Below are 26,560 nucleotides of genomic sequence, written 5' to 3'. Positions count from 1 at the left end.
CTACGCGGCGGCGCGCTTCACCAGCTCCGCCCACACCTCGTCGACCCGCGCCGACAGCGCCTCCAGCGGCCCGCCGTTGTCGATCACCAGGTCCGCGATCGCCAGCCGGTCCTCCCGGGTGGCCTGCGCGGCCATCCGGGCCCGGGCCTCCTCCTCGGCCATCCCGCGCAGCCGCACCAACCGGTCCAGCCGCACCTCGTCGGCGGCATCCACCACCACGACCAGGTCGAACAGCGGCGCCAGCCCGTTCTCGGTCAGCAGCGGCACGTCGTGCACCACCACCGCGTCCGCCGCGGCCACCGCCTCCAGCTCGGCGGAGCGGGCCCGCACCAGCGGGTGGACGATCGCGTTCAGCGCCCGGAGCTTCTCCGGGTCGGCGAACACGATCGCCCCGAGGGCCGGGCGGTCCAGGGTGCCGTCCTCCCGCAGTACCTGCGGGCCGAACTCGGCGACCACGCCCGCCAGACCGTCCGTCCCGGGGGCGACCACCTCGCGGGCGATCAGGTCGGAGTCCACGATCACCGCGCCGCGCGCGGCGAACAGTCGGGACACCTCGCTCTTGCCCGCGCCGATGCCACCCGTCAGTCCGATCTTCAGCATGGCGTCAGGCTACCGGCGCACCACCGCGCCCGTCAGCCCAGCTCCAGGCTCTCGCCCTCGCCGAGCACGGTCAGCCCCGCGCCGGTGCCCGGCCCGTCCGGCCCGAGCAGCCGGGTGGCCACCATGTGCCCGATCGGGCTGAGCGTCGCCTCGTGGACCGGCACCGCCACCCGCGGGCCCGTCTCCCGGACGTAGTCGACCACCTCGCCGGCCTTGCTCCACGGCGCCGCGAGCGGCAGCAGCAGGGTGTCCACGGCGTGCGGCGGCACGGTGAAGGCGTCGCCGGGGTGGAAGAGCCGGCCGTCGAAGAGGAAGCCGATGTTCTTCACCAGTGGGATGTCCGGGTGGATCTGCGCGTGCCACTCGCCGTGCACCGAGACGCCGAGCCCGGCGATGTCGAAGGCGTCGCCCTCGCCGACCGCGGTGACCCGCTGCCCGACGCCCTCCAGCTGGGCGGCGACGACGCTGTTGGTCCACACCCGCAACGCCGGGTCGGCCTCCAGCGCGGCGCGCAGCCGGGACTCCTCGAAGTGGTCCATGTGCTCGTGGGTGATCAGGACGGCGTCCGCCCCGGCCAGTGCGGCGGGGTCGGTGAACGCCCCGGGGTCGATGACGACGGTGGTGGTGTCGTGCTCGATGCGTACGCAGGCGTGTCCGAACTTCGTGATTCGCATAGCCCAAACCATACAGCATGGCTGTACAGTTTTGCTGTAGAGATTCCGGATAGACTGCTCCCATGCCTCGCGAAGCACCGCACCCGGACACCCTGGAACTCGCCGCCGACCTGCGCGCCGCCCTCGGCAGCCTGGTCCGCTCCCTGCGGGACAGCGACGAACTGCCACCGAACCAGGCCGCCGTGCTCGGCCTGCTGGTCCGCGACGAACGCTCCTACACCGTCGCCGAACTCGCCGAACTCCGACGCGTCCGTCACCAGTCGATGGCCCGCACCGTCGCCCTGATGGCCGAGTCCGGACTGGTCGCCCAGCAGCCCCACCCCACCGACCGCCGCAAGCAGCTGATCACCGCCACGGAGGCCGGCCACACCGCCCTGCTCGACCAGCGGGCCCGCCGCGAGCACCACATCGCGACCGCCATCGAGTCCCGCCTCAGCGCCGGGGAGCGGGACCAGCTGCGCGCGAGCGTCGAGCTGCTACGCCGCCTGAGCTGAACCCACCGGCTCCGGCCGCTGCGCCGGGATCGCCGGCTGCCCGATCTCCGGCAGCTCGACGTGCTCGCTCAGCCCGAAGCGCCTGTGCAGCCGCTTCAGCGGGGCGGGCGCCCACCAGTTGAACTCACCGAACAGGGTCATCGCGGCGGGCACCAGCAGGCAGCGCACCAGGGTGGCGTCGACCGCGACGGCGACCGCCAGCGCGATGCCCATCTGCTTGACCATGAGCATGTCCCCGGCCGCGAAGCCCGCGAAGACGATCACCATCAGCAGCGCCGCCGAGGTGATGATCCGACCACTGCGCTGGACACCCAGCTCCACCGCGCGCGTACAGCTGTGCCCGCGCTGGTGCAGCTCCTTGATCCGGGCGAGCAGGAACACCTCGTAGTCCATCGACAGCCCGAAGGCGAAGGCGAAGACCAGCACCGGCAGGAAGGTCTCCAACCCGCCGGCCGGACTGAAGCCGAGCAGCCCGCTGAACCACCCGTCCTGGAACACCAGGGTCAGCGCGCCGAGCGAGGCGCCCAGCGACAGCAGGTTCATCAGCAGCGCCTTGACCGGCATCACCACCGAGCCGGTCATCAGGAACAGCAGCACCAGTGTCCCGACCGCGACCAGACCGAGCGCCCACGGCCCGCGCGACATCAGCTCGTCCTTGAAGTCCACCACCGTGGCCGCGCCGCCGGTCACATAGGTCTTCAGCCCGTCCCGGTCGGCCCGGAGCTCGTCCACCACCTGCTGGGCGGCGTCGCCCTGCGGGTCCCCGTGCACCAGCACGTCCACCGTGGACACCTTGTCGCTGACCGGGGTCACCGCCCGGACACCGCTCACCCCGGGGAGCTTGGCGACCACCTCGTCCGCGTACGCCTGGGCCACCGGCGCGCCGCCCTCGATCGCCACGGTGATCGGCGCGGCCGCGACCTGCGGGAAGCGGTGGTCGATGGTCTCGGCGACCTGCCGCCCGGCCGAGGAGCCGGGCAGCACGGCGGCACCGGAGCTGCGCATCTCGGCGTGGAGGAACGGGGCCCCGGCCGCCATCAGCAGCGCCACGCAGGCGAGGGCCACCAGCACGGCCCGCTTGCGGACCCGGCGGACGGTCCGGCTGAAGAAGCCCTCGTCCGACACGGGCGCGGCGGGCGCCTTGATCCGGGAGCCGGCGAAGCCGAGCAGCGCGGGGACCAGGGTCAGCGCGGCGGCGACCGCGATCACCACCACGCTCACCCCGGCCGCGGCAACCGCGCCCAGCACCGGGCTGGCGAAGACGAACAGGCCGGACAGCGCGACGGCGACGGTCAGCCCGGAGAAGGCCACGGTGCGCCCGGCGGTCGCGGCGGTGCGCTCGACGGCGGCGGCGATGCCCGCGCCGTGGCCGCGCTCCTCGCGGAAACGGTTCACCATCAGCAGCGCGTAGTCGATCGAGAGCCCGAGCCCCAGCACGGTGGCGATCGGCAGCACGCTGGTGTCGATGTCCATGATCTGGCTGAACCCGAACATGGCCAGCAGCGCCCCGCCGATCGAGGCGATGGCGCCGATCACCGGCAGCGAGGCGGCGGCCAGGCCGCCGAAGACCAGCACCATGACGACCAGGGTGAGCGGCAGGGTCACCATCTCGCCGAAGCGGGTGTCCTTCTCCGTCTGCTTCTTGACCTCCTGCTGGAGCACGAGGTCCCCGCCGACGGTCACGTGCGCCCCGCCCGCGCCGTTCAGCGCGGCCAGCCGGTGGGTGACGGCGTCGGTCTGCGCGGGGGTCGAGGTGTCGGCCATCCGTACGGTGACCAGGCTCGCCGTCCCGTCGGCGGCGCGCAGCGCGGCCGGGGCCGGGCCGGAGCCGTAGGCGTCCTGGGCGGAGGAGACCCCGGGCAGGGCGGCGATCTCGGCGGTGGCCTTCTCGACGGCGGCGCGCACCGCCGGGTCGTCGACCGGCTTGCCGTCCACCACCGCGGTCACGGCGCCCTTGGCCGGATCGGTCGCGGCGACCACGGCGACGCCCCGGTCGGCCTCGGCGGTGGCGGAGGAGGCGCCGGCCACCGATCCCTCGAAGACCCGACCCCCGATCAGGACCCCGACGACCAGGACGACGGCCCAGAAGCCGAGGACCCAGCGGCGGTGGCGGAAACAGAACCGGCCGATCGCGGCGAGCCGGCCGCCGACCACTGCGGCGGGGGCGACGGAGGAGGGGTTGCGCATAAAGGAGCCTTTCGGGCAGCTCCACTCAATCTAGGCGCATCCCGAAGTCCGGCCTATAGCAGGGCAATGAGCCTCATCTCACATTTTCCTTCACATAAAACACACATAAGTCAAAGCGGAAAACGAAGCGGAGGAGACCGGGTAGACGAAGAGGGGGCGGGGCGAGGCGGAAGAACGGCGGGCGGGGCGGAAAAGGAACGGGCCCCACCCGGAAAGATCCGGGTGGGGCCCGTTGCCTAGCTGTCAGCTAGCAGGGGGCGAGAGCCTCAGCTCTGGCCACCGGCCAGCTTCTCGCGCAGGGCGGCCAGGGCCTCGTCGGAGGCCAGGGCGCCGGAGCCCTCGTCGCTGCTGGACGAGTAGGAGCCACCGGCGGCAGCGGCGACGGCGTCGCCACCCTCGGCAGCGGCCTCCGCGTCGGCCTCGCGGCTCTTGATGACCTGGGCCTGGTGCTGCTCGAAGCGGGACTGCGCCTCGGCGTACTGGCGCTCCCACTCCTCACGCTGCTTCTCGAAGCCGGGCAGCCAGTCGTTCGCCTCGGGGTCGAAGCCCTCCGGGTAGATGTAGTTGCCCTGGTCGTCGTACGAGGCGGCCATGCCGTACAGGGTCGGGTCGAACTCGACCTCGGCCGGGTTGGCGCCCAGGGCCTCGTTGGCCTGCTTCAGCGACAGGCTGATGCGACGACGCTCGAGGTCGATGTCGATGACCTTGACGAAGATCTCGTCGCCGACCTGGACGACCTGCTCCGGGATCTCGACGTGGCGCTCGGCCAGCTCGGAGATGTGGACCAGACCCTCGATGCCCTCGTCCACGCGGACGAACGCACCGAACGGAACCAGCTTGGTGACCTTACCCGGAACGACCTGGCCGATCTGGTGGGTACGGGCGAACTGCTGCCACGGGTCCTCCTGGGTCGCCTTCAGCGACAGGGAGACGCGCTCGCGGTCCATGTCAACGTCGAGAACCTCGACGGTGACCTCCTGGCCGACCTCGACGACCTCGGACGGGTGGTCGATGTGCTTCCAGGACAGCTCGGAGACGTGCACCAGGCCGTCGACGCCACCCAGGTCCACGAAGGCACCGAAGTTGACGATCGAGGAGACGACGCCGGAGCGCACCTGGCCCTTCTGCAGGGTGGTGAGGAAGGTCTGGCGGACCTCGCTCTGGGTCTGCTCCAGCCAGGCACGGCGGGACAGGACCACGTTGTTGCGGTTCTTGTCCAGCTCGATGATCTTGGCCTCGAGCTCCTTGCCCACGTAGGGCTGGAGGTCGCGGACGCGACGCATCTCGACCAGCGAGGCGGGGAGGAAGCCGCGGAGGCCGATGTCGAGGATGAGACCACCCTTGACGACCTCGATGACGGTACCGGTGACGATGCCGTCCTCTTCCTTGATCTTCTCGATCGTGCCCCAGGCACGCTCGTACTGAGCGCGCTTCTTGGACAGGATGAGACGACCCTCCTTGTCCTCCTTCTGGAGAACCAGGGCCTCGATGTTGTCACCGACGGCGACGACCTCGTGCGGGTCAACGTCGTGCTTGATCGAGAGCTCGCGGGACGGGATGACGCCCTCGGTCTTGTAACCGATGTCGAGGAGGACCTCGTCACGGTCGACCTTCACGATGACGCCCTCGACGATGTCGCCATCGTTGAAGTACTTGATGGTCTCGTCGATGGCGGCGAGGAAGGCCTCCGCGTCGCCGATGTCGTTGACCGCGACCTGCGGGGTGGTGCTGAGGGAGGAGTCGGTGGGGCTCGTCATTAGGAAAAGGGCTCCGGTACGGACATGAAAGTCGTAGGTAATGCCACGCGGAGGGCCCGTATCGCTCCCACCGAAAGCCGGACAGCCAAGAACACGGCGCACCGGGGGATCTCGTTCAACGAGAACCGGCGTCCGTCTTGCGACCGTGGGGTCTTCGACAGATGCGAGCGCGACCTGCTCCGTCCGAGGCGCGCAGGCCCGCAGCGCAACTTGTAGCATACGGGGACGGCCAGGCACGGTCAACGCCAAGAGAGGCAAGACGGTGGAGCCCGGTACGGATCAGGCCATATCCTCCGATTGCGCACCTCGCGGCGGCGCTCGAAGGGGCCCTTCCCCGGATGCCACCGCCAGGATCCGGTCCAGAATCGGGCCGGTTCGCGGCAGCGGCGCTTCCGCACTCCATACCCTACGCGATGGGCATTGTCACCGTGGCCACCACCCCCCAGTCAGACCTGCACGATCTTGACCCATCCGTGGAGGAGGGCGACGACGCGGTCCGGCGCGCGGCCGGCGTGGGGGAGAGCAGCCGGGCCAGTCGGCACTGGTGGGACCGCAACGCCGACGAGTACCAGGACGAGCACGGCGAGTTCCTCGGCGACGACCGCTTCACCTGGTGCCCCGAGGGCCTCGACGAGGCCGACGCCCACCTGCTCGGCGAGGTCGCGGGCAAGGACGTGCTGGAGATCGGCGCCGGCGCCGCCCAGTGCTCCCGCTGGCTGACCGCCCAGGGGGCCCGCCCGGTCGCACTGGACATCTCCTACCGGCAGCTCCAGCACTCCCGCCGGATCGACCTCGGCCGGGGCGTCGAGCCGGTCGCGGTGGTCCAGGCCGACGCCGCCGTGCTGCCCTTCGCCGACGCCTCCTTCGACCTCGCCTGCTCCGCCTACGGCGCCGTCCCGTTCAGCGCCGACACCGCCGAGCTGATGCGCGAGGTGCACCGGGTGCTGCGGCCCGGCGGGCGCTGGGTGTTCTCGGTGACCCACCCGATCCGCTGGGCCTTCCCCGACGAGCCCGGCGTCGAGGGCCTCACCGCGATGTCCTCCTACTTCGACCGCACCCCGTACGTCGAGCAGGACGAGAACGGCCGCGCCACCTACGTCGAGCACCACCGAACCCTGGGCGACCGGGTGCGCGAACTCGTCGGCGCCGGCTTCCGGTTGATCGACCTGGTCGAGCCGGAGTGGCCGGCCGGGCTGGAGCAGGAGTGGGGCGGCTGGTCCCCGCTGCGCGGGCGGCTGATCCCGGGCACCGCGATCTTCGTCTCCGAGCGGGGCTGAGCCTGTTGCACCCGGCCTGGCGCGACCTGCCCGTCCGCACCGCCCTGCCCGCCCTGCACGACGCGCTGGAGGAGCACGGCACCGCCGTCCTCGCCGCCCCGCCCGGCACCGGCAAGACCACGCTGGTGCCGCTCGCCCTGGCCGGGCTGCTCTCCGACGGCCCGGTGCGCCGGGTGCTGGTCGCCGAACCGCGCCGGCTCGCGGTCCGGGCGGCCGCCCGGCGGATGGCCTGGCTGCTCGGTGAAGCCGTCGGCGACCGGGTCGGCTACACCGTACGCGGCGAACGCAAGGCCGGGCCGACGACCGTGGTCGAGGTGGTGACCACCGGCGTGCTGCTGCAACGACTCCAGCGCGACCAGGAGCTGTCCGGCGTGGATGTCGTAGTCCTGGACGAGTGCCACGAACGGCACCTGGACGCCGACACCGCGCTCGCCTTCCTGCTGGACGTCCGGGCCGCGCTGCGGCCCGAACTGCGCCTGGTCTGCGCCTCGGCCACCTCCGACACCGCCGCCTGGGCCGAACTCCTCGGCGGCGCCCCGGTGGTGGAGGCGCACGGGGTCTCCCATCCGGTGGACGTGGTCTGGGCGCCGCCGTCGCGCGCCGTCCGGCCCGCCCACGGCACCCGGGTCGACCCGGCGCTGCTCGACCACGTCGCCGCGACGGTCCGCCGGGCGCTCGCCGAACGGGACGGGGACGTGCTCTGCTTCCTGCCCGGCGTCGGCGAGATCGCCCGGGTCGCCGGGCTGCTCGGCGGCGTGGCCACCGAGGTGCTCCAACTGCACGGCCGCGCCCCGCAGTCCGTCCAGGACGCCGCGCTCACCCCGTCCGAGCGGCGGCGGGTGGTACTGGCCACCGCCGTCGCCGAGTCCTCGCTCACCGTGCCCGGCGTCCGGGTCGTGGTGGACGCCGGGCTCGCCCGCGAACCCCGCACGGACCACGCCCGAGGCCTGGCCGGGCTCGTCACCGTCCGAGCCTCACTCGCCGCCGCCCGCCAGCGCGCCGGACGAGCGGGGCGTGAGGCCCCCGGCACCGTCTACCGGTGCTGGCACGAGGCTGAGGACGCCCGGGCCGCGCGCTTCCCCACCCCCGAGATCGCCCTCGCCGACCTCACCAGCTTTGCTCTCCAGGCCGCCTGCTGGGGCGACCCGGACGCCACTGGCCTCGCCCTGCCCGACCGTCCCCCGGCGGGGGCGATGGCCGCCGCCCGGCAGACCCTGCACGCCCTCGGCGCGGTCGACGCGGACGGGCGGGCGACGCCGCGCGGGGTCCGCCTCGCCCGCACCGGGCTCCACCCCCGGCTCGGCCGCGCACTGGTCGACGGCGCGGCGGCGGTCGGCGCCCGGCGAGCGGCCGAGGTGGTCGCCTTGCTCTCCGAGGAGCCGCCGCGTGCCCTCGGCGACGACCTCGGCGCGGTCTGGCGGGCGGTCCGAACCGGCAACGATCCCTACGCCGGGCGCTGGCGCGAGGAAGTCCGCCGCCTGCTTCGCGCCGCCCACGACGAACCAGCCACCCTGCTGCCCGACACGACCGCCGCCGGCCTCGTCGTCGCCCTCGCCTTCCCCGAACGAATCGCCCGCGCCCGGGTCGACCGCCCCGCCCCCGGCGAGCGCAGCCCCTACCTGATGGCCTCCGGGACGGCCGCCGAACTCGCCCCGGACACCCGGCTCGGCACCCTGTCCTGGCTCGCCGTCGCGGTCGCCGACCGCCCGGCCGGCTCGCACTCCGCCCGCATCCTGCACGCCGCAGCGCTGGATGAGGCCACCGCCCTACTCGCCGGCGGACCGCTGCTCGAAGCCCGCGAGGAGGTGCACTGGGACACCCGGCGAGGCGAGGTCGTCTCCCGCCAGGTCGAATCCCTCGGCGCGATCGAACTCGCCGAGAAGCCGCTCGACCGCCCCGACCCGACCCTGGTCCGCGCCGCCCTCCTCGAAGGCCTCGCCCGCGAAGGCGTGAGCACCCTGCTCGCCTGGCCCTCCCCCGGCCTACGCGAACGCCTGGCCTTCCTGCACACCGCCATCGGCGACCCCTGGCCCGACGTCTCCGATGCCTCACTCCTCGAACGCGCCGACGAGTGGCTGGAGCCCGAACTCTCCCGCGCCCGCCGCCGCACCGACCTCGCCCGCATCGACACCACGGCGGCCCTCCAGCGCCTACTGCCCTGGGCCGCCGGTGAAGCCGGGCGACTGGACGAACTCGCGCCCGAGCGCATCACCGTCCCGTCGGGCTCCAAGATCCGCGTCGACTACACCACCGAACGCCCAGTGCTGGCCGTCAAGTTGCAGGAACTCTTCGGCTGGGCCGCCGCCCCCGCCCTGGCCGGAGGCCGGGTCCCGCTCACCATCCACCTGCTCTCCCCCGCAGGCCGCCCCGCCGCCGTCACCGGAGACCTGGCGTCCTTCTGGCGCGACGGCTACCGCGCTGTCCGCGCCGACCTGCGAGGCCGCTACCCCCGCCACCCCTGGCCCGAGGACCCGACCACGGCAGAGCCGACCCGCCGCACCAACGCCCGCAAGTGACGCCCTAGTCGACGCAGTCGGCCAGGCGCCGCCGACACTCGTCGAGTGCCTGCGCCACGTCCACCTGATCGAGGAGCTCACCGGCCGCGATCAGGCGTGTCCAGAACTCCGCGGGCCGGCCGCGACCGGCCCGCGGACCGAACCGTGTCAGCGAGCGGAAGACGGACGCCAACTCGCCCTTGACGAAACCGCGATGAAGGCCGACAGCGTGGCCGCTCCCGAGGCTCCCCTGGGCGCGCCACGCGGCCCGCAGGTGCTCCGCGATCACCCGCTCCCGCTCGTCGAGCTGCTTCGTGACGTCGAACACCCCGAATATCTCCAGGACTTCGCCGTAGAGGTCTTCCTCGCCCGGTCGGAACTCGGCCTGCAGGCCCGGCTCGCTGCTCAACCGTCGCCGCAGCTCCGCCTCCTCGATCCCCAACGCCAGCCCAACGGCCAACGCGGCACCCTCCCACCGCTGCGGCACCCGCACGGCCAGCTCCCCGCAGACCACTGCGGGCGCCACCCCCGCCCGCAACCGCTCCCGGGCCTCCGCCACCAACGCCGACCCGTTGTCCACCGCAAACCCCTTCGCCGCCTGGTATCCGATCAGCCTTCCATCCCGAACCAGGCGAGTGTCGCGGGGGTGCTGCACCCCGGCCTCGCGCTGCCGGCGAGAGAGCCGGTCAACGCCGGGACCGACCTCTACGCTCGCGCCTACGCGGTCCGGGCCGTCCCGCTCGGGCTGGCCACCGCACTGCTCCTGCTGACCGGCGCGTCCCACGGTGCCGCCTGGCCGATGCTGGTGGTCGCGGGGCTGGCCCAGGTCGGCGACTCCGCGATCGGCGCCCGGTACCGCAACCGCGGCATGACCTTCGGCGCCGGCGCCTTCGCCGTCCTCCACCTCGCCACGGCCGTCTGGATCGCCCGATGAGGGGACTGTTCGGCGCACCGACCGCGACATACCCGCTGCACGGCACGGCTGGCGCAAGGCCGTCGCGAAGATCACCGATGCGGGAGGAGCTGCTGGCCTTCTACGAGTTCCCGGCCGAGCACTGGATCCACCTGCAGACCACGAACCCCATCGAGTCCACGTTCTCCACCGTCAAGCTCCGCACCAAGGTCACCCGCGGCGCCGGCAGCCCGGCGGCCGCGCTCGCGATGGTGTTCAAGCTCGTCGAGTCCGCCCAGGCCCGCCGGCGCGCGATCACCGGCACCCGCCTCGTCGCCCTCGTCCGCTCCGGCGCCAGGTTCGAGAACGGCGTCCTGGTCGAGCGCACGGAGACCGCCGCTGCCTGATCACGCTGCCCAGTTGTGTGGCCAACTGCGGCGGAGTCAGCCCAGCACGCCGGTCAGGGCGCGGACGAGTACGGCATCGAACCGGTCGCGGGGGTCGTCGGGCGGGGAGGTGGCGAGCAAGGCGGTGATGCGGGGGTGGCTTCCCCCGGCGGCAACGTGGCGGAGGTAAGCGGCGGATTGGCGCGTGGCACTGGTGTCCGCGGCAGCCATTTCGTTCTGGACGAACAGCGCGGTCAGGCCGCTGAGGAGGGCGAATGCCTCGAGTTTGCGCGCGGGGCCAGCCGGGTGGTCGGCGAGCACGTCGAGCACGTGCTCCAGGAGGTCGATCCCGTGGGGGCCGAGAGTGGGGCGGCTCATGACCATGGTCGGCAGCCACGGGTGGCGGCGCATGATCTGCCGGGCCTGGCAGGCAATGGCGAGCAGGTCGGCCTGCCAGTCGCCGGTGGGGGCGGGCAGGTTGTAGTCGCGCGCGGTGCTGTCGGTCATCAGGTCGAGCAGGTCGTCACGAGTGGCCACGTAGCGGTAGAGCGAGGCGGCGCCGGTGCCCAGGATGGATGCGAGGCGGCGCATCGAGACGGCCTCCAGGCCCTCGCGGTCGGCCAGTTCTACCGCGGCAGCGGTGATCTCGGCGCGGCTGCGCTCGGGCGGGCGTCCGACCGGTGCCTGCTCCGGCCGCATCCAGATCACCGGCTCCTGCTGTCCTGCCACTGCCACCTCCCGTGTTGCCACCAGCCTACCTATCGCATACGGTGTTCGCGAACGGTGTATGCGAATGGGAGGGATGCGATGACACGCTTCGCGCACAACGGCGAGATCCAGATCGCCTTCGAGGACCTGGGCGGCTCGGGCGGCGACCCGCTGCTGCTCATCATGGGACTGGGAACCACACGGTTCTGGTGGCCGGACGGCCTGGTGGCCGAACTGGTCGGCCGCGGCTTCCACGTCGTGGCCTACGACCAGCGTGACGCGGGCGAATCCACCCACCTGCCCAACCGGCGCGTCGGCCCGCCGATCAAGGCCCTGCTGCAGCGAGAAGCTCCCGCCTACAGCGTCGAGGACTTCACCGACGACGCGATCGCCGTCCTCAACGCCCTCGGCTGGAAAGGCGCCCACCTCTTCGGCCACTCGATGGGTGGGCTCATCGCGCAGCGCATCGCGATCCGCCACCCGCAGCGCGTGCTGAGCCTGACCACCTCCTCGGCCGTCCCCAGCGACGCGAAAGGCCTGAGCATCCTGCGCTACCTACGCCTGGCATGCCTGCCCCGATTCGCCCGGCTTCACCACCCCGAGACCCCTCAGGGCAACCTGGACCTGGCGGTGGCCATCGCCCGCATCCTGGCCATGCCCGGCCAGCACATCGACGAGCACGATGTGCGCGAGTTCGTAGACAAGGAGGCAGCGCACCAGGTCGCCAGCTTCCGCGACTCGAAGGCGCAGAGCCGCCAGATCGGCGCGAAGTGGCACGGCGGGCCGCTCGCCCAGATCACCGCACCGACCCTGGTGCTGCACGGCGAGCGCGACCCGCTTCTGCGAGCAGCGTCCGCGCGCGACATCGCCGCCGCGATCCCCGGCGCACGCCTGCACCTTGTGCCCGGCGTCGGTCACTTCCTCGCCCGCGATGTCTGGGCCACCTACGCCGACGAACTGCGCGCGCTCGCCAACCATGCCGACGAGCAACCGCAGATCAACGGGGTCACGCACAGGTAGCCGGAGACCGCTGCCCGACACACTCCGTCGCGACCAACTGGAACCGAACTACCCCGCCCCGTCGAGGAGATCCGAGGACGCCCGACCCACAACTCTTGACAATTGCTCAACATCGCTCTCGCGCAGTCCCTGCATTGCAGTAGCCCATGCATGTAGTTGGTCTGAAACGCCTGGAGCCCAACCGCCTCGGCCTCAGTGTCCGCATGAGTCTGAAACCAGTCCGGATGCTCGACCTGCGCCTTCCAGTCCACCTTCCCCCAGAGCCGCCTCAGTACACCGCTCGTGTTGAGCAGTTCGTCGGCTCTCTCCACCAGGTCCGGCGGCATACGGCGCTGACCGGTCTCATACCGAGTGATTCGTCCGACTGCAGTGCAGATGCCTGCATAGCGTGATTGCGCACTACCCTCGCGCTCCCTCATCCGCCCCCCGAGGAACTCCGCCATGCTCAAAACCCACCACCCCCGCACGTTCGCCGCCCTGCCCTCCAACCCGCGCCCGGATTCCGAGGCCGATACCGGCGCACGGCGCGATGTCGTGCGGGTCCCTCAGGTCGGCAGGGGTGCTCTCCAGGCCCTCGAAGATGTTCTCGAAGGTCCTGTTCTCGATCAGGTAGCTGCCCCACTCGCTGTCCTTGAAGGACAGCGTGATGCCCTCTCCCTCGACCGGTAGGGGGCGGAGGGCGGAGACGACGCTCCGGCATGCGGCCGGGAAGGCCGCAGCGGTCGGCAGGGGCTTCTCGTTGACCGCGCTCACGAGTCGGCCGATCGTCTCACGGGCGTGGTGGATGTTGAGGAATCGCATGGACGCACGCTCCTTCGCCGGAATGCTGGGGAACCACGCGCCCGGCCCCAATTGAGGTGGGGCCGGGCGCGCGACTACTTCAGGCGCTCAGGCCGGCCGTCAGTGGGTCCAGCCGCCCATCATCGAAGTGTTGTCCTCGCCCAGGAACGCCCGGACGTTGGCTGGGCCGCCGCCCCCGCCCTGGCCGGAGGCCGGGTCCCGCTCACCATCCACCTGCTCTCCCCCGCAGGCCGCCCCGCCGCCGTCACCGGAGACCTGGCGTCCTTCTGGCGCGACGGCTACCGCGCCGTCCGCGCCGACCTGCGAGGCCGCTACCCCCGCCACCCCTGGCCCGAGGACCCGACCACAGCGGAACCCACCCGCCGCACCAACGCCCGGAAGTAATGGACACCTTCCGTCCGGCGGATCACTACGCCGGGAAGTCGCCGGCCTGCACGCTGGAGAGGAAGGAGGCCCAGGCCGAGGCCGGGAAGACGAGCACCGGGCCGTGAGGGTCCTTGGAGTCACGTACGGGGACGAGGCCGGGGAATCCGGGGGCCACCTCGATGCAGTCGCCGCCGTCCGGGCCACTGTGGCTGCTCTTGCGCCAGCTGGCCGCGTCGAGCTCGTTCCTCATCATCTCTGAACCCTTCCAGCGCCTCGGCGATCAGCGCGAGCGATTCGGCCGCCGTGAGTGCATCGCCACGCAGCCGATCATAGCGCCGCCGGTGCCCTGAAACGATGGCTGGATCGTCGCTCGAACTACCCCGGTCAAGACTCTCCGAGTACACCAGGTGCTGCCCATCCGGCATCTCCAGAAGGACCATTGAGGTCTTGACGATCGTCGCCCGAGCCGCGAACGGCACCACCTGAATGACGATGTTCCCGCGCTGAGCAACGCGCAGCAGGTGCTGCATCTGCCGCACCATCACCCTCGGCCCGCCGACCACCGACCGGATGGCACTTTCGTCCAGGAGAACGACCAACTGCGGCCCACCATTGGCGAGGAACCGCTCCTGCCTCGCAAGCCTTGCCGCGACTCGCTCCTCGATCACTTCAGGGCGTTCATCAGTACCGCCCGCCTCGAACATCGCTCTCGCGTAGTCCCTGCATTGCAGCAGCCCATGCATGTAGTTGGTCTGAAACGCCTGGAGCCCAACCGCCTCGGCCTCCGTGTCCGCATGGGTCTGAAACCAATCCGGGTGCTCGACCTGCGCCTTCCAGTCCACCTTCCCCCAGAGCCGCTTCAGCGCACCGCCCGTGCTGAGCAGTTCATCGGCTCTCTCCACCAGGTCCGGCGGCATGCGGCGCTGACCGCTCTCGTACCGAGTGATGTTCGTCCGACTGCAGTGCAGAAGCTTGCCCAGCTCCTCCTGGGTGTAGTTGGCCAGCTCCCGGTAGAACCGCAGCTCCTCGCCGAACAACTCGGCCGAACTCGCCGTCAACCCCCGCTTGTGTCGCCGATGTGCCACAGTCGGCCCCCTCACGCACCACGCGCCCCCGGCAGCTGATTTCGGCCATCACCGTACCTCCGCAGCCTCAGTGATTGACACCAGAACGCAATCATTTGCCTGCACAGGGTGATTGCGCACTACTCTCGCGCTCCCCCTTCCGCCCCCTGAGGAACTCCCCCATGCTCAAAACCCACCGACCCCCAAACGTTCGCCGCGTACCTCCCACTCGCGCGCCCGACCCGCGCGGCGCCTGCTCATTCAGGTGAAGTTGCGAGCGCAGCGACCCAGGCCCTCCGACGCCCCGGGAAACCTCCTGCGTGACAGCCGCCCATTTGGAGCGGCCGCGCCCCACCACGGAGAACCCCATGCGCCTCGCCCCGCGCTCCGCCGCGCTCGCAGCCGCCGCCCTGTCCATCACCGCACTGGCCGGCCCGGCCCCTGCCGCCGCCACCCCCACCGTCCACGGCGCGCCGCAGGCCCTGGCCGGCCGGTACCTCAACCTGCACCAGTGCGTCTACAACAGCCCGCTCGGGGCGCCCACCTTCGACCTCATGACCACCCTGGTCCCGAGCCAGGACGGGCGGTTCAGCGCAGCGACGGACGTCTCCGACACCCCCGCTCCCGCCGCTGTGTGCGGCCCCGGGGACGGGAGGTACGAGCATGTCTACACGGCCGCCCAACCCTACGACCTGACGTCCGGCCGCTACCTGAACCTGCACCAGTGCATCTTCTGGAGCGACTTCGACCTCGACCACCTCACCACGGCGGTGGGGACCACCGATGTCAAGTTCGTCGCCGGCACCAACGTCTCCAACACCCGTGACACCACAGTCAGCTGCGGCGGCGGAGGCACCGACCACCCCATCCCCCTGCTGTCGAGCGTCACGCCCCTGGACCTGACCGCCGGGCGGTACCTGAACCTGCACCGGTGCATGTACTACTTCGACGGTTTCCGGGACCATCTCACGACCTTCGGCACGAGCGGGGACGGACGGTTCCAGGCCGGGACGAACATCTCCAACACCCCTGACACCAAGCCCTCCTGCGGCCCCGGCGACGGGCGGTACCAGCTCGTCCCGGTCCTCTCGGGCGTCAAGGCCCTCCTCATCAACTGAGGCCCGCCGCCCAACCGGCCCCGCACACCCCTGCGGTGCGGGGCCGGTCCCGTAGCCGGGGAGATCTACGGCGTGGCTTGCACCATCGAGGGGCCCGGACGCGAACCGCGTCCGGGCCCCTCGAAGCCTCCGCCGTCAGTGCGAGGAGCCCGGCGTGAACGTCGGGTCCGGACTACTCGGCGGGTGAGGGATGCCGACCTGGGTGGGGCTGCAGGTGATGAGCCTTCCCGCCGCGTCGTGAATGCAGGTGTGCTGCGGGTCGGGCTCCTGCGGCTCGGTCCGGCAGTTGGTGCACGGCACCGGCGCCATGTCGTGCGGATCCTGCCCGGCCGGGGCCGCCGGGGCCTTCGGCTTCGCGGCCGGCGCGGCGCCCTGCGACTTGGCGGCAGGGGCGTCCGAGGCCTTCGCCGCAGGCTTTCGGGGCGCGGCCGGGGCGCTGCTCTCCGGTTCGTCCGCCGCGGGCTCGACGGACGCCGGAGCCGGTTCCGCCGCCATGGACGGGCTCGGCGACGGAGACGCCTCGGTGGGCGTCGCAGTCGCAGTCGTGGTCGGCGTCGGCGCCGCGGTCGGCGAGGGCTCCGCCGTGGGACTCACCGTCGCGCTCGGCGTGGCCGTACCGACCGCGACCGGAGCCGTCGGCCCGTCCCCGCCGCCGGACAGCGCCCAGACCGACCCGCCCGCCAGCAGCAGCGCCGCCAGCGCGGCCGGGACCACCAACCGGGGCCGCGGGAACCTCCGCTGCTTCCCGCCCTCGTCCGTCTCCGTCATCGCCGCCCCCCCGCTCCTCGCCGCGCCCATTGCGCGACGGACCGGCAGATCGTAGCGACGGGCCCGGACACTCGCGTGTCCGGGCCCGTCGGTGGCAGTGCGGCGGTGCGTCAGTGCGCGGCGGCCTCCCAGTTGGCGCCGACGCCGACCGAGACGTCCAGCGGGGCGCGCAGCGGGTAGGCGCCGGCCATCTGCTCGCGGACGATGGCCTCGACCTGCTCGCGCTCGCCGGGGGCCAGCTCCAGGACGATTTCGTCGTGGACCTGGAGCAGCATCCGGCTGGTGAGGCGGGCGGCGCGCAGGGCCTCGTCCACCCGGAGCATGGCGATCTTGACGATGTCGGCGGCCGAGCCCTGGATCGGGGCGTTGAGGGCCATCCGCTCGGCCATCTCGCGGCGCTGGCGGTTGTCGCTGTTGAGGTCCGGCAGGTAGCGGCGGCGGCCGAGCAGGGTCTCGGTGTAGCCGGTCGCGCGGGCCTCGTCGACGACGCGGCGCAGGTAGTCGCGCACGCCGCCGAAGCGCTCGAAGTAGGTGTCCATCAGGCCCTGGGCCTCGGCGGGCTTGATGCCGAGCTGCTGCGAGAGCCCGTACGCGGACAGCCCGTACGCCAGGCCGTAGGACATCGCCTTGATCTTGCGGCGCATCTCGGCGTCGACCGCGCCGCCGGGGACCTCGAAGACCTGGGAGGCGACGGTGGTGTGGAGGTCCTCGCCGGAGGCGAAGGCCTCGATCAGCGCCTCGTCCTCGGACAGGTGCGCCATGATCCGCAGTTCGATCTGCGAGTAGTCGGCGGTGAGCAGCGACTCGTAGCCCTCGCCGACGATGAAGGCGCGGCGGATCGCGCGGCCCTCCTCGGTGCGGACCGGGATGTTCTGCAGGTTCGGGTCCTGCGAGGAGAGCCGGCCGGTGGCGGCGACCATCTGGTTGAAGGTGGTGTGGATCCGGCCCTTGGGCGAGACCGTCTTGAGCAGGCCCTCGACGGTGGTGCGCAGCTTGGCCTGGTCGCGGTGGCGCAGCAGGATGACCGGCAGCTCGTTGTCGGTCTGGGTGGCCAGCCAGGTGAGCGCGTCGGCGTCGGTGGTGTAGCCGGTCTTGATCTTCTTGGTCTTCGGGAGGGCGAGTTCGCCGAAGAGGATCTCCTGGAGCTGCTTGGGCGAGCCGAGGTTGAACTCGTGCCCGGCGGCGGCGTGCGCCTCCTCGACGCAGCGCTGGATCTCGGCGGCGAACTGCGACTCGAGCCGGGTGAGCCACTCGCGGTCGGCGGCGATGCCGTAGCGCTCCATGCGGGCGAGCAGGGCGGCGATGGGCAGTTCCATGTCGTGCATCAGCCCGGCGGCGCCGACCTCGGCGAGGCGGGTGTCGAAGAGCGCGGCGAGGTCGAGCACGGCGCGGGCCTGGAGCATGAGCGCCTGGGCGTGCGCGGTTTCGTCCTCCTCCGGTGCGTCGAAGGCGAGTTGGCCGCTCTCGGCGGCGGGGGCCGGGGTGAGCGAGCGGGCCAGGTACTCCTCGGCGAGCACCTCCAGGGTGAAGGTGCGGCGGCCGGGCTTCTCCAGGTAGGCGGCGAGGGCGGTGTCGGCGACGACGCCCTCGACGGTCCAGCCGCGCTCGGCGAAGGCGCGCATGACCTGCTTGGCGATGTGCAGGGCCTTGGGGGCGGCCGGGTCGGCGAGCCAGCCGGCGAAGGCCTGCTCGTCCTCCTCGGCGAGCAGCGCCGGGTCGAACCAGGCGGCCGTCTCCCCTGCGGCGAGGGCGACTTCGGTGACCTCGCCGGTGCCGAGCGCCCACTGGTAGACGGCGGCCAGGGCGACGGTGGTCTTGCCGTCACCGGCGTGCTCGCGCAGCCAGGCGGCCAGCGTGCCCGGGTCGGTGAGCAGTTCGCCGTCGACCTCGACGCCGGGGGCGAGTTCGGCGGCCGCCTCCTCGCCGGTGGTCGGGTCGATGCCGAAGACGCGGTCGCGGAAGTTGGCGTTGCGGAACTCCAGCGACTCCATCAGGGTGCCGACGGCGGTCTTGTCGAAGGCCTGGCGGGCCAGGTCGGCGACGCCCAGCGGGAGTTCGACGTCGCGGACCAGCTCCGTCAGCCCCCGGTTGCGCTTGACCGAGTCGAGGTTGTCGCGCAGCTTCTCGCCGATCTTGCCCTTCACCTCGTCGGCGCGGGAGACGAGTTCGTCGAAGGAGCCGAACTGGTTGACCCACTTGGCGGCGGTCTTCTCGCCGACGCCGGGGATGCCGGGCAGGTTGTCGGACGGGTCGCCGCGCAGGGCCGCGAGGTCGGGGTACTGGCGGGGGGTGACGCCGTACTTCTCGGTCACCTTCTCCGGGGTGAAGCGGGTGAGCTCGGAGACGCCCTTGGTCGGGTAGAGCACGGTGACGTGGTCGGTGACCAACTGGAGCGAGTCGCGGTCGCCGGTGACGATGTCGACGTCGTAGCCGGCCGCCTCGGCGGCGGTGGCCAGGGTGGCGATGATGTCGTCGGCCTCGAAGCCCTCGACCGTGAGCCGGGGGATGTTCATGGCGTCGAGCAGTTCGCCGATCAGGCCGATCTGGCTGCGGAACTCGTCCGGCGTCTTGGCGCGGTTGGCCTTGTAGTCGGGGAACTCGACGGAGCGGAAGGTCTGCCGGGAGAGGTCGAAGGCGACGGCGAGGTGGGTGGGGGCCTCGTCCCGGACGGTGTTGGCGAGCATCGAGGCGAAGCCGTAGACCGCGTTGGTGGGTTGTCCGGTGGAGGTGTTGAAGTTCTCCACGGGCAGGGCGTAGAAGGCCCGGTAAGCCATCGAGTGCCCGTCGAGCAGCATCAGCCGGGGTCGCGGGCCGGCCCCGCCGCCACCCGTCGCGCCCTTGTCCGTACTCTGCGTAGCCACGTCAACGTCCGTTCCTGCCGATTCCACTACCGGCCACCGATCCTATGGCCCGGCACCGACAAAAGGGGCACCGGCGAAACCCGCACCCAGGCGGCGGCGCGGGCACTACCAGCGAGTAGGACGGTCGTACCATCACAGGCAGCACGACCCGTGACCCCCGAGCGGCAGGAGTTCCCCCCATGACCGACGCGGCCCCCGACACCACCCCCGTCCTGAAGGTCCCGCAGGACGTACTGGACCACTTCGCCAAGCTCGGGGTGGACTCGGAGACCTTCTCCGGCGGCCGCCTCGGCGAGAAGCTCGGCATCCGGATCGTCGAGGCCTCCGGCGACCGCGTGGTCGGCACCATGCCGGTGGAGGGCAACCAGCAGCCGTACGGGCTGCTGCACGGCGGCGCGTCGGCGGCGCTGGCCGAGACGCTGGGCTCGATCGGCGCGATGCTGCACGCGGGCCCCGGCCGGTACGCGGTGGGCGTGGACCTCAACGCCACCCACCACCGTTCGGCCACCTCCGGTCTGGTCACCGGGGTGGCGACGGCGGTGTTCAAGGGCCGCACCGCCGCCACCTACGAGATCGCGATCACCGACGACACCGGCAAGCGGATCACCAGCTGCCGACTGACCTGCATGCTGCGCGACTTGTAATCCCTGAGCAGCAAGAACCTTACGGCCACGAATAGTTGCGGCCGGACAGCATCAAGTCCCTTTCCCGCCCCCTTGTTTGACTTTCCGCCGCCCTGGGCAGGCGTTGGGTCTGGACAAGGGGGCGGTGGCATGCCCGGGGGCGGTCGGCACGGCTCCGGAATCTGTGACGCTGCGTAACAATCAGGAAATCCAAGCAAACGGCGGTTCCGCGGCCTCCGGGCGCCCCTGACCCCCTTCGCCGCGCCCTCCTTGTCCGAAATCCGGACGCGTGCGACTGAAAGAAGCGCACCGAACATCGGCGTCCGATTATCGACGATGCCAGCCGCAACCCCCATTTCTGGCCCTTACATGCCTCTACCAGCGAGTAAGCGCCCGGAAGTTCCGGGTCGGTCGAGCCAAAACGACCACATGCTGAGACAATTACTCCGTGTGCTCATAACAAGAGAATCACAGCCTGCTCGCACCACTGCCCGAGCCGCCCAACGAGGCCTAGAGTCACGGCCAGTCACCGCGCCATCCGGAATGGACCGGCCCTCCGCGCACCCCGGCTCCCGCCACTCAGGCGCGGGCGCCTCCTGAACCGAAGGGGACCCTCGTGCGTCATCGTTCTGCAGTTGTCGTGAGCATTGCCGTGATCGGCGCCCTCAGCCTCAGCGCCTGTGGCTCCCGCGGGTCCAAGTCCGGCGACGGCGCCGGCAGCAAGGACAACAGCGCCTCCACCACCGTCGTCATCGGCGTCGACGCGCCGCTCACCGGCGACCTCTCCGCCCTCGGCCTCGGCATCCGCAACTCCGTGGACCTCGCCGTCAAGAAGGCCAACGAGACCAACGAGGTCCCCGGCGTCAAGTTCGAGATCAAGGCCCTCGACGACACCGGCAAGCCCGCCCCCGGCCAGCAGAACGCCACCCAGCTGGTCGCCGACGACAAGGTCCTCGGCGTCGTCGGCCCGCTCAACTCCAGCGTCGCGCAGTCCATGCAGCAGATCTTCGACGACAAGAACCTCGTCGAGATCTCCCCCGCCAACACCGGCGTCGCCCTCAGCCAGGGCGAGAAGTGGGCCAGCGGCGACAAGAAGCGCCCCTTCAAGTCCTACTTCCGCACCGCCACCACCGACGCCGTCCAGGGCCCCTTCGCCGCCCAGTTCCTCTACAACGACGCGAAGAAGACCAGCGTCTTCCTCATCGACGACCAGAAGACCTACGGCGCCGGCCTCGCCGCCACCTTCAAGGGCGAGTTCACCAAGCTCGGCGGAAAGCTCGCCGGCGAGGAGCACGTCAACCCCGACGACCGCGACTTCGCCGCCATCGTCACCAAGGTCAAGAGCTCCGGCGCCGACGCCGTCTACTACGGCGGCGAGTACCCCGCGGCCGGCCCGCTCTCCCTCCAGCTCAAGGAGGCCGGCGTCAACATCCCGCTGATGGGCGGCGACGGCATCCAGAGCGGCGACTTCATCAAGCTCAACCCCAAGAGCCAGGGCGACTTCGCCACCGCCGTCGGCCTGCCCGTCGAGTCCCTCGACACCGCCAAGAAGTACATCGCCGACTACAAGGCGGCCAACTACAAGGACGCCTACGAGACCTACGGCGGCTACTCCTACGACAGCGCCTGGGCCATCATCCAGGCCGTCAAGAACGTCGTGAAGGACAAGGGCAAGCTCCCCACCGGCGCCGACGCCCGCACCGCCGTCCGCGACGCCGTCCAGAACGTCTCCTTCGACGGCGTCACCGGCAAGGTCTCCTTCGACGAGTTCGGCGACACCACCAACAAGCAGCTCACCGTCTACACCGTCAAGGACGGCAAGTGGGCCGTGGAGAAGTCCGGCACCTTCAGCGGCTGACGGGCCCCTCAGGAACAGCTCCACCAGCGCGCGGGGGCGCCACGAGTGCCCCCGCGCGCCCCCACATCCACCACACCCACGCGGACACCCCCGAACGCACTACGGAGGCCCAGCGGTGCACGACCTACCGCAGCAGCTGGCCAACGGCCTGATCCTCGGCGCCCTCTACGGACTCGTCGCGATCGGCTACACGATGGTCTACGGCATCGTCCAGCTCATCAACTTCGCCCACGGCGAGATCGTCATGGTCGGCGGCTTCGGCGCCCTGACCGCCTACCTCGCCCTCCCCGGCGGCACCACCCTGTGGCTGGCCCTACCGCTGATGCTGATCGCCGGCATCCTGGTCTCCACCCTCACCGCCGTCGCCGCCGAGCGCTTCGCCTACCGGCCGCTGCGCAACGCCCCCCGGCTCGCCCCGCTCATCACCGCCATCGGGCTGTCCATCTTCCTGCAGCAGCTCGTCTTCTCCTTCTACCCCGACGCCAAGAAGGCCCGGGTCTTCCCCAAGATCCCCGGCGACCCCTTCAGCCTCGGCTCCGTCACCATCCAGCGCAGCGACCTCTTCCTGATCATCGCCGCCCCGCTGTGCATGCTCGCCCTCGGCTGGTTCGTCACCCGCACCCGCTCCGGCCGCGCCATGCAGGCCACCAGCCAGGACCCTGACACCGCCAAACTGATGGGCATCGACACCGACCGCATCATCGTGCTGGCCTTCGCCATCGGCGCCGCCTTCGCCGCCGTCGCGGCCGTCGCCTACGGACTGCGCAGCGGCCAGGTCGACTTCCGCATGGGCTTCATCCTCGGCCTCAAGGCCTTCACCGCCGCCGTCCTCGGCGGCATCGGCAACATCTACGGCGCCATGCTCGGCGGCATCGCCCTCGGCCTCGCCGAGGCCCTCGCCACCGGCTACATCCAGCACCTGCCCGGCATGGACCTCTTCGGAGGCGGCGCCTGGAAGGACGTCTGGGCCTTCGTACTCCTCATCCTCGTGCTCCTCGTCCGGCCCCAAGGCCTGCTCGGCGAGCGCGTCGCGGACAGGGCGTGACCACCATGACCACCACCAGCACCGAGACCACCCCGGTCATCCCCCTGCCGACCCGCGCCGCCGTCGCCCTCACCGGCCTCGGCGCCCTCGCCACCGCCGTCTCCGCCGCCATGTCCTGGACCTGGACCAGCGACTTCCCCGGCGACCTCACCTACTTCGGCTCCCCCGCCGGCCTGCAGTGGCTCGCGATCGTCGCCGGCGTCCTCACCCTGCTGCTGCTCCTCGCCGTCCAGGGCACCCCCGGCCTGCGCTGGGCCGCCCCCGCCCGCAGCAACAACGCCGTCCTCTACGCCGCCACCGGCGCCCTGGCCGTCGCCGCCTACTCCGTCGCCGCCATCTCGGTCGAACTCGGCGGCCTGGCCAACCTCGAACCCGGCGGCTGGGTCCTCGCCGCCGGCGGCCTGACCACCGTCCTCGGCGCCCTCGGCCTCCCGCTCGACCGCCGCACCCACGTCCCGCTGCGAATCCTCGACAAGCGGCTCTTCCTGCTCGTCCCCGCCGCCCCGATCGGCTGGTTCGCCGCCCACGCCATCCCCGACGACCAGCCGGTCGCCCCGGTGATGACCGCCCTGTCCGGCGCCCTCGCCATCGCCACCGGCGCCGTCCTGCTGCTCCAGCTCGGCCACCTCGCCAACAGCCGGCTGCGCCTGGGCAAGATCGACCGCCCGCTGGACACGCCGCGCCAACTCCCCTCCTGGGTCGAGGTCCTGATCATCGTGCTGGCCTTCGGACTCGGCCTGTACGCGATCACCTTCGGCATCGACACCGAGTACGGCGAACTCTTCACCGGCTACCTGCTGCTGGCCGGCTTCGTGGTCGCCGCGCTCGGCAGGTCCGGCCTGCTCGCCCGACTGCGCGCCCTGACCGTCAAGCACCGCCCGGTCACCACCGGCGCCGCCTTCGCCGCCGCGGCCAGCTTCCCCTTCACCCAGAGCAGTGACCAGTACACCTCAGTCGCCACCAACATCCTGATCTTCGCCACCGTCGCCCTCGGCCTCAACATCGTCGTCGGCCTGGCCGGCCTGCTCGACCTCGGGTACGTCGCCTTCCTCGGCGTCGGCGCCTACGCCGCCGCCCTGGTCTCCGGCTCCCCCGCCTCACCCATCCACGTCCAGTTCCCGTTCTGGGCCGCGATGCTCACCGGCGCCGTCGTCTCGATGATCTTCGGCGTGCTGATCGGCGCCCCCACCCTGCGGCTGCGCGGCGACTACCTCGCCATCGTCACCCTCGGCTTCGGCGAGATCTTCCGCATCACCATGCTCAACCTCAACGGCACCACCGGCCCCAAGATCACCAACGGCTCCAACGGCATCCCGCGCATCCCCGACCTGGAGATCCTCGGCTTCGACCTCGGCAAGACCCACACCGTCGCCGGCATCGAACTCGGCCGATTCTCCAACTACTACCTGCTGATGCTGCTCGTCACCGCCCTCGTCGTCCTGGTCTTCGCCCGGGTCGGCAACTCCCGCATCGGCCGCGCCTGGGTCGCCATCCGCGAGGACGAGACCGCCGCCGAGGCCATGGGCATCAACGGCTTCCGCCTCAAGCTGCTCGCCTTCGCCATGGGCGCCTGCCTGGCCGGCCTGGCCGGCACCGTCCAGGCCCACGTCAGCTACACCGTCACCCCCGACCAGTACACCTTCGCCGAAGCCCTGCCACCCAACTCCGCCTTCCTGCTCGCCGCCGTCATCCTCGGCGGCATGGGCACCATCAGCGGCCCGCTGGCCGGCGCCACCCTCCTCTTCCTCATCCCCAAGAAGCTCGAATTCCTCTCCGACTACCAGCTCCTCGCCTTCGGCGCCGCCCTCATCGTCCTGATGCGCGTGCGCCCCGAAGGCCTCATCCCCAACCGGCGCCAGCAGCTGGAATTCCACGAGGCCGCCATCCCGGCCCAGCCCACCGGCGAGCCGACCGCACTCACCAAGGCAGGGGCGTGACCCACGCGATGACCACTGCTGCTGCTCCCCTGGACGCGGCGCCCCAAGGCGTCAAGCCCCTGCTCGAAGTCACCGGCGTCACCATGCGCTTCGGCGGCCTCACCGCTGTCAACGACGTCTCCCTGACCGTCGGCGAGGGCGAGATCATCGGCCTGATCGGCCCCAACGGCGCTGGCAAGACCACCTTCTTCAACTGCCTCACCGGCCTGTACGTCCCCACCGAGGGCACCGTCCGCTACCGCGACACCCTGCTGCCGCCCAAGCCCCATCTGGTCACCCAGGCCGGCATCGCCCGCACCTTCCAGAACATCCGGCTCTTCGCCAACATGACCGTCCTGGAGAACGTCCTCGTCGGCCGCCACACCCGGACCAAGGAAGGCATCTTCTCCGCCATCCTGCGCGGCCCCGGCTACCACCGCGCCGAAGCCGAGAGCCGCGCCAAGGCCATGGAACTCCTCGCTTTCACCGGCCTCGCCGACAAGGCCGACCACCTCGCCCGCAACCTCCCCTACGGCGAGCAGCGCAAGCTGGAGATCGCCCGCGCCCTCGCCTCCGACCCCGGGCTGCTCCTGCTCGACGAGCCCACCGCGGGCATGAACCCGCAGGAGACCCGGGCCGCCGAGGAACTCGTCTTCGCCATCCGCGACAAGGGCATCTCGATCCTCGTCATCGAGCACGACATGCGCTTCATCTTCAACCTCTGCGACCGGACCGCCGTCCTGGTCCAGGGCCAGAAGATCGTCGAAGGCGACCGCGAGACCGTCCAGAACGACGAACGCGTCATCACCGCCTACCTCGGCGCCCCGCTCGAAGGCACCACCCCGGCCGCGCCGGAGACCGTTACGGAGACCGACCAGTGACCGCACTCCTCGAGGTCGAGGACCTCCGCGTCGCCTACGGCAAGATCGAGGCCGTCAAGGGCATCAGCTTCACCGTCAACCAGGGCGAGGTCACCACCCTGATCGGCACCAACGGCGCCGGCAAGACCACCACCCTGCGCACCCTCTCCGGCCTGCTCAAGCCCACCGCCGGCCGGATCACCTTCGACGGCCAGGACCTGAGTGCGGTGCCCGCGCACAAGATCGTCGCCCTGGGCCTGGCCCACTCCCCCGAGGGCCGGCACATCTTCCCCCGGATGACGATCGAGGAGAACCTCCTCCTCGGTGCCTTCCTGCGCACCGACACGGCCGGCATCACCGCCGACGTGGAACGGGCCTACGGGCTCTTCCCCATCCTCGGCGAGCGCCGCAAGCAGGCGGCCGGCACGCTGTCGGGCGGTGAGCAGCAGATGCTCGCCATGGGCCGGGCGCTGATGTCCCAGCCCAAGCTGCTGATGCTGGACGAGCCCTCGATGGGGCTGTCGCCGCTGATGATGCAGAAGATCATGTCCACCATCGTCGAGCTCAAGGCGAGCGGCACGACCATCCTGCTGGTCGAGCAGAACGCCCAGGCCGCCCTGTCGCTGTCCGACCGCGGCTACGTCATGGAGACCGGCCGCATCGTCCTCTCCGGCACCGGCACCGACCTGTTGCACGACGAGTCGGTCCGCAAGGCCTACCTCGGCGAGGACTGACCCTCTCAACGCCAGAAGGGCCCGGCAGACGCAGTCCGCCGGGCCCTTCCGCCATC

The 26,560-nt window shown here is 71.2% G+C and carries 23 protein-coding genes and 2 pseudogenes; 15 read left to right on the top strand and 10 right to left on the bottom strand.

What is annotated here, in order from left to right:
* Both coaE and ACWC9T_RS04720 read right to left on the bottom strand, forming a co-directional pair.
* Positions 1 to 600: a dephospho-CoA kinase gene (gene coaE, locus ACWC9T_RS04725; protein WP_449819593.1), complete on the bottom strand. Its 600-nt coding sequence runs from the start codon at positions 598 to 600 to the stop codon at positions 1 to 3.
* 32 nt (positions 601 to 632) lie between these two features.
* On the bottom strand, positions 633 to 1,274 hold the full coding sequence (locus ACWC9T_RS04720; protein ID WP_449819592.1) for an MBL fold metallo-hydrolase: 642 nt from the start codon (positions 1,272 to 1,274) through the stop codon (positions 633 to 635).
* Between the two features lie 62 nt (positions 1,275 to 1,336).
* Here ACWC9T_RS04720 and ACWC9T_RS04715 point away from each other — a divergent pair, with 62 nt between their 5' ends.
* On the top strand, positions 1,337 to 1,768 hold the full coding sequence (locus ACWC9T_RS04715; protein WP_449819591.1) for a MarR family winged helix-turn-helix transcriptional regulator: 432 nt from the start codon (positions 1,337 to 1,339) through the stop codon (positions 1,766 to 1,768).
* Here ACWC9T_RS04715 and ACWC9T_RS04710 read toward each other — a convergent pair.
* Together ACWC9T_RS04710 and rpsA are read right to left on the bottom strand one after the other, a co-directional pair.
* Entirely contained in the window at positions 1,751 to 3,955 is a 2,205-nt protein-coding gene (locus ACWC9T_RS04710; RefSeq protein ID WP_449819590.1) for an MMPL family transporter, read from the bottom strand. The genes ACWC9T_RS04715 and ACWC9T_RS04710 overlap by 18 nt on opposite strands.
* Before the next feature lie 266 nt (positions 3,956 to 4,221).
* Positions 4,222 to 5,712, bottom strand: coding sequence for a 30S ribosomal protein S1 (gene rpsA, locus ACWC9T_RS04705; protein ID WP_153460312.1), 1,491 nt, complete (start codon positions 5,710 to 5,712; stop codon positions 4,222 to 4,224).
* A gap of 413 nt (positions 5,713 to 6,125) precedes the next feature.
* Between rpsA and ACWC9T_RS04700 the strand changes: the two genes are divergently transcribed.
* Positions 6,126 to 6,989, top strand: a complete 864-nt coding sequence (locus ACWC9T_RS04700) for a class I SAM-dependent methyltransferase (RefSeq protein WP_449819589.1) — start codon at positions 6,126 to 6,128, stop codon at positions 6,987 to 6,989.
* A 5-nt stretch (positions 6,990 to 6,994) separates the two neighbouring features.
* Positions 6,995 to 9,505, top strand: a complete 2,511-nt coding sequence (gene hrpB, locus ACWC9T_RS04695; RefSeq protein WP_449819588.1) for an ATP-dependent helicase HrpB — start codon at positions 6,995 to 6,997, stop codon at positions 9,503 to 9,505.
* A gap of 4 nt (positions 9,506 to 9,509) precedes the next feature.
* Here the strand turns inward: hrpB and ACWC9T_RS04690 are convergent, their stop codons facing one another.
* Positions 9,510 to 10,064 (bottom strand): hypothetical protein, encoded by a 555-nt coding sequence (locus ACWC9T_RS04690; protein ID WP_449819587.1) that lies wholly within the window; start codon positions 10,062 to 10,064, stop codon positions 9,510 to 9,512.
* Between the two features lie 66 nt (positions 10,065 to 10,130).
* Here ACWC9T_RS04690 and ACWC9T_RS04685 point away from each other — a divergent pair, with 66 nt between their 5' ends.
* Both ACWC9T_RS04685 and ACWC9T_RS04680 read left to right on the top strand, forming a co-directional pair.
* Positions 10,131 to 10,418, top strand: a complete 288-nt coding sequence (locus ACWC9T_RS04685; protein ID WP_449819586.1) for a DUF4267 domain-containing protein — start codon at positions 10,131 to 10,133, stop codon at positions 10,416 to 10,418.
* Between the two features lie 55 nt (positions 10,419 to 10,473).
* A pseudogene (locus ACWC9T_RS04680) lies at positions 10,474 to 10,783 on the top strand (transposase); the annotation flags it as partial.
* 36 nt (positions 10,784 to 10,819) lie between these two features.
* Here ACWC9T_RS04680 and ACWC9T_RS04675 read toward each other — a convergent pair.
* Complete coding sequence (locus ACWC9T_RS04675; protein WP_449819585.1) at positions 10,820 to 11,491, bottom strand: TetR/AcrR family transcriptional regulator; 672 nt, start codon at positions 11,489 to 11,491, stop codon at positions 10,820 to 10,822.
* A 78-nt stretch (positions 11,492 to 11,569) separates the two neighbouring features.
* On the opposite strand from ACWC9T_RS04675, the gene ACWC9T_RS04670 reads away from it, so the two are divergent.
* Positions 11,570 to 12,490 (top strand): alpha/beta fold hydrolase, encoded by a 921-nt coding sequence (locus ACWC9T_RS04670; RefSeq protein WP_449819584.1) that lies wholly within the window; start codon positions 11,570 to 11,572, stop codon positions 12,488 to 12,490.
* Positions 12,491 to 12,889: 399 nt separating this feature from the next.
* Here the strand turns inward: ACWC9T_RS04670 and ACWC9T_RS04665 are convergent, their stop codons facing one another.
* Complete coding sequence (locus ACWC9T_RS04665; protein ID WP_449819583.1) at positions 12,890 to 13,291, bottom strand: hypothetical protein; 402 nt, start codon at positions 13,289 to 13,291, stop codon at positions 12,890 to 12,892.
* 159 nt (positions 13,292 to 13,450) lie between these two features.
* On the opposite strand from ACWC9T_RS04665, the pseudogene ACWC9T_RS04660 reads away from it, so the two are divergent.
* Positions 13,451 to 13,675 (top strand): annotated as a pseudogene (locus ACWC9T_RS04660) (ATP-dependent helicase C-terminal domain-containing protein); the annotation flags it as partial.
* 25 nt (positions 13,676 to 13,700) lie between these two features.
* Here the strand turns inward: ACWC9T_RS04660 and ACWC9T_RS04655 are convergent.
* Both ACWC9T_RS04655 and ACWC9T_RS04650 read right to left on the bottom strand, forming a co-directional pair.
* Positions 13,701 to 13,832: a DUF397 domain-containing protein gene (locus ACWC9T_RS04655; protein WP_449819582.1), complete on the bottom strand. Its 132-nt coding sequence runs from the start codon at positions 13,830 to 13,832 to the stop codon at positions 13,701 to 13,703.
* Entirely contained in the window at positions 13,795 to 14,715 is a 921-nt protein-coding gene (locus ACWC9T_RS04650) for a helix-turn-helix domain-containing protein (RefSeq protein WP_449819581.1), read from the bottom strand. Before ACWC9T_RS04650 ends, ACWC9T_RS04655 begins: the two co-directional genes overlap by 38 nt.
* Positions 14,716 to 15,089: 374 nt before the next feature.
* Here ACWC9T_RS04650 and ACWC9T_RS04645 point away from each other — a divergent pair, with 374 nt between their 5' ends.
* The gene (locus ACWC9T_RS04645; RefSeq protein WP_449819580.1) at positions 15,090 to 15,839 is read left to right on the top strand and encodes a hypothetical protein; all 750 of its coding nucleotides are present in this window, start codon (positions 15,090 to 15,092) and stop codon (positions 15,837 to 15,839) included.
* Between the two features lie 286 nt (positions 15,840 to 16,125).
* Positions 16,126 to 16,662 carry a hypothetical protein gene (locus tag ACWC9T_RS04640; protein WP_449819579.1) on the top strand — a complete coding sequence of 179 codons (537 nt, stop codon included), beginning with the start codon at positions 16,126 to 16,128 and terminating at the stop codon, positions 16,660 to 16,662.
* Positions 16,663 to 16,717: 55 nt separating this feature from the next.
* On the opposite strand, the gene polA is transcribed toward ACWC9T_RS04640, so the two are convergent.
* Entirely contained in the window at positions 16,718 to 19,402 is a 2,685-nt protein-coding gene (gene polA / locus ACWC9T_RS04635) for a DNA polymerase I (protein ID WP_449819646.1), read from the bottom strand.
* Between the two features lie 245 nt (positions 19,403 to 19,647).
* On the opposite strand from polA, the gene ACWC9T_RS04630 reads away from it, so the two are divergent.
* From ACWC9T_RS04630 to ACWC9T_RS04605, 6 genes are all read left to right on the top strand, one after another.
* A complete protein-coding gene (locus ACWC9T_RS04630; protein WP_449819578.1) occupies positions 19,648 to 20,112 on the top strand; it encodes a PaaI family thioesterase in 465 nt (154 codons plus the stop codon).
* A 595-nt stretch (positions 20,113 to 20,707) separates the two neighbouring features.
* On the top strand, positions 20,708 to 21,949 hold the full coding sequence (locus ACWC9T_RS04625; protein ID WP_449819577.1) for a branched-chain amino acid ABC transporter substrate-binding protein: 1,242 nt from the start codon (positions 20,708 to 20,710) through the stop codon (positions 21,947 to 21,949).
* Between the two features lie 115 nt (positions 21,950 to 22,064).
* Positions 22,065 to 22,994, top strand: a complete 930-nt coding sequence (locus ACWC9T_RS04620) for a branched-chain amino acid ABC transporter permease (protein WP_396253515.1) — start codon at positions 22,065 to 22,067, stop codon at positions 22,992 to 22,994.
* A 5-nt stretch (positions 22,995 to 22,999) separates the two neighbouring features.
* Positions 23,000 to 24,931, top strand: coding sequence for a branched-chain amino acid ABC transporter permease (locus ACWC9T_RS04615; protein WP_449819645.1), 1,932 nt, complete (start codon positions 23,000 to 23,002; stop codon positions 24,929 to 24,931).
* Positions 24,932 to 24,939: 8 nt separating this feature from the next.
* Positions 24,940 to 25,791 carry an ABC transporter ATP-binding protein gene (locus tag ACWC9T_RS04610; RefSeq protein WP_449819644.1) on the top strand — a complete coding sequence of 284 codons (852 nt, stop codon included), beginning with the start codon at positions 24,940 to 24,942 and terminating at the stop codon, positions 25,789 to 25,791.
* Positions 25,788 to 26,504 carry an ABC transporter ATP-binding protein gene (locus tag ACWC9T_RS04605; RefSeq protein WP_449819576.1) on the top strand — a complete coding sequence of 239 codons (717 nt, stop codon included), beginning with the start codon at positions 25,788 to 25,790 and terminating at the stop codon, positions 26,502 to 26,504. Before ACWC9T_RS04610 ends, ACWC9T_RS04605 begins: the two co-directional genes overlap by 4 nt.
* Positions 26,505 to 26,560 lie beyond the last annotated feature (56 nt).

It is taken from the genome of Kitasatospora sp. NPDC001159 (assembly GCF_053598235.1).
Note: the sequence above shows the minus strand (reverse complement) of the source record. Positions and strands in the feature narration are given on the sequence as shown.